We start from the raw sequence: 3,124 nt of genomic DNA, 5'->3' as shown, positions 1-3,124 counted from the left end.
CGCGGCAGTTGTCCGGCGGGTTGAAGCAGCGCGTGGCGATCGCCCGGGCGTTCGCGGGCGACCCGCGTGTCGTGGTCTGCGACGAACCGACCTCGGCGCTCGACGTCTCGGTGCAAGCCGCGATTCTCAACCTGCTTGCGGATTTGCAGCGCGAACGGGGCGTGAGTTATGTGTTCATCTCGCACGACCTGCACGTGGTGCGCTATGTGTCGGATCGCATTGCCGTGCTGTATCTCGGGCGGCTGATGGAGATCGGCCGCGCCGCCGATGTGTTTAATGGACCGCACCATCCTTATACCGAGGCGCTGTTGTCGTCGGTCCCTTCGCTCGACAATGGCGCGCCAGGGGTCAAGCGGATTCGTCTCACGGGCGAGTTGCCGAGTGCCGCCAATCCGCCGTCGGGTTGTGTGTTCCATACGCGGTGTCCGCGCAAGATCGGCGCCATCTGCGAGCGGGAGGAGCCGCCCAATGCCCCCGCGGGCGACGGCCACAGGATTCGCTGCCATATCCCAGTTGAAGAGCTGCGCGCGATGCAGACGGCCGTCGGATAAGCATCCAACGCAGTGACGCCGTTACTCGCGTCACTGCGTTTTCTCGCCTTAAACCAGTCCCACCACAAGCGGTCCCAGCAAGGTCAACAACACATTCGCCAGCGCATACGTGATCGCGAACGGCACGGTCGGCACCGCGCTCTCAGCCTTGTCCAGCACGCCGCCAAATGCGGGGTTCGCGCTTCGTGATCCAGACAGCGCGCCCGCCAGCAACGCAGCGTTCGTGTAACGCAAGACATAGCGGCCGAACAACATCGTCAGGACCAGCGGAAGTACCGTGACGACCGCGCCGAGCAAGAAGATCGTCATGCCGCTCGATTTCACCGTCACCACCGCCTGCAACCCCGAGTTCAATCCCACCACCGCCACAAACGCCGCAAGGCCGAAATCCTTCAATAGTTGCGAGGCCGCCGAAGGCATCACGCCGTACATCGGATGCTTGCCGCGCATCCACCCAAACACCAGACCCGCCAGCAGGCAGCCACCGCCCGAACCCAGCGTCAGCGGCACGCCGCCCACGTTCACCACAATCAAGCCAAGCAACAAGCCGATCACAATTCCGACACCCATATAGATGAAGTCGGTCTTGTCAGTGGCGGGCAACTCGTAGCCGGGTGCATCGACGGCGCGCTTCGTATCCTGTGGCGATCCGTAGAACGTAATCACATCGCCATGTTCAAGCTCCGTCTCGGGAAGGATCGGCAACGGCTGTCCCGCGCGATGGATTTCCTGCACGAATACGCCATGCCGAAGATCACGATCCACTGTGGAGCGAACCGCGGCGATCGTCGTGTGATTCATGCCCTTGCGCGTAAAGACACCTTGCCGGTTCTGCATCACGACACTAATGCCATCCGTATCCGCCACCTCCTCTCCGATGTGCGGAGCCGCCGCCACCATCAGCTCTCGCCGACCCACCACCAGCACGATATCGTCAGCCGCGAGCATGACGTCCGGCCGCGGCTGCACCGCCTTTCCTGCGCGACGGATCCGCTCGATCGTGATCATGTCGGACTGCGCCATCTCGATCTCGGCGACAGTGCGGCCTGCACCGCCCGTGGCTGAGTCGGCTGGATTCCCGGAGGCGGCACCGCCTGCAGGCCCCGTCACCCGGTACGCCCGCCCCACAAGCTCCGGCAACGCGGACATCTGCCCTGGACCGTGTCCGCCCGCGGCGCCCGCCAAACCTTTTTCCGCCTCGGCCGCGGCGTCTTTCAAACTCTGTCCCATGAACTTAGGCAAGATGTTCACGCACACGATAATCGCGCCCAGCGACCCGAACACGTACGTCACGGCGTACGCGACCGCGACGTCGCCCTGCATCGATTTCGTCTCGGCCGCCGATAACCCGAGCCGCGCAATGGCATCGCCCGCCGTGCCAATGATCGCGGACTGGGTCAACGCACCGCCCGCCAAACCGGCTGCAATGCCCTTGCTCAAGCCGAAGAGCTTCGCGCATATGAGAACCGTGATCAGCGCCGAAACCGCCAGGAACACGGCCATTGCGATCTCCCGCAGCGTCTTGCGCGACAAGGAGTTGAAGAACTGCGGCCCGGAGTCGTAGCCGACCGCGTAGATGAACACCGCGAACATCACGGACTTGACGCCGTTATCAATCTGCACACCTACCTGACTGATCACAACGGCCGCGAGCAGCGCGCCGCCCACACCGCCTAGCTGGAATTTGCCGAAGTTGATCTGGCCGATGAAGTACCCGGCCGCTAGCGACAGGAACAACGCGATTTCGGGTGATTTCTGAAAAACATGATGTAGCCAATCCATGAAGCCCTCTCTGGTTTTGTGTGCCCTGCTGTCCAACCTGCCCAACCCTTCCAACCTGCCTCGGATTATTGGTCGTCGCTTATCCCAGCTTTCCCGCCAGTCCGACTATCAGCGGCCCCATCAGCGGCAGGAGAACGTTCGATAGCGCGTACGTGATCGTGTAGCCAATGACCGGCGTCGCATTCCCTGTCACGCCAACCAGCGCGCTGATCGCGGGCGTGCTGCATTGCTGCCCCGCAATCGCGCCGAGCAGCATCGGCACTTCGAGTTTCAGCAGCCAGCGCCCGATCACGAGCGACACCAGCGCCGGCCCGAGCGTGATGACCACGCCCGCCACCGGCAGCGCAATCCCGTACTCGCGAATCAGCCGAATCGCGTCGGCGCCAGCGCCAAGCCCAACTGCCGCGATAAACGTGCACAGCCCGAAATCCTTGAGCACTTGCGCGGCAGCAGAAGGCAGCGACCCGATTACCGGATAACGCGAGCGGATCCAGCCGAACGCCAGGCCGGACAACAGGCAGCCACCGCCGGTGCCAAGCGTGACATCCACACCGCCGAGCTTCGCGCTCAAGTGACCGACTGCTATCCCGAGAATCACGCCAATGCCGAGGAATACGAAGTCGGTCTTTTGCGTCGCACGGATCACATAACCGAGTTTGGATGCGCCGCGCCGCACGTCGTCGGGGGCGCCGATCAGCGTCAGCACGTCGCCGCGATGCAGTTCCGTGCCCGGCAACGCCGGGATCGTGCTGTCGAGCCGTGTCACGGCCGAGATAAAGACACCGCGGCCG

The 3,124-nt window shown here is 63.3% G+C and carries 2 protein-coding genes and 1 pseudogene; 1 reads left to right on the top strand and 2 read right to left on the bottom strand.

What is annotated here, in order from left to right:
• Positions 1–551, top strand: a 551-nt coding sequence (locus tag WCA53_RS19880) for an oligopeptide/dipeptide ABC transporter ATP-binding protein (protein WP_423914578.1), incomplete at its 5' end; no start/stop codon positions are given.
• Positions 552–599: 48 nt separating this feature from the next.
• Here WCA53_RS19880 and aspT read toward each other — a convergent pair.
• Positions 600–2,333 (bottom strand): aspartate-alanine antiporter, encoded by a 1,734-nt coding sequence (gene aspT / locus WCA53_RS19875; protein ID WP_423914575.1) that lies wholly within the window; start codon positions 2,331–2,333, stop codon positions 600–602.
• 79 nt (positions 2,334–2,412) lie between these two features.
• Positions 2,413–3,124 (bottom strand): annotated as a pseudogene (locus WCA53_RS19870) (aspartate-alanine antiporter); the annotation flags it as partial.

Origin of the sequence: Caballeronia sp. (assembly GCF_049581465.1) — a bacterium.
In the GTDB taxonomy this organism is placed as follows: Bacteria; Pseudomonadota; Gammaproteobacteria; order Burkholderiales; family Burkholderiaceae; genus Caballeronia.
The sequence above is the reverse complement of the archived record's forward strand: the minus strand, read 5'-3'. Positions and strand labels throughout refer to the sequence as shown.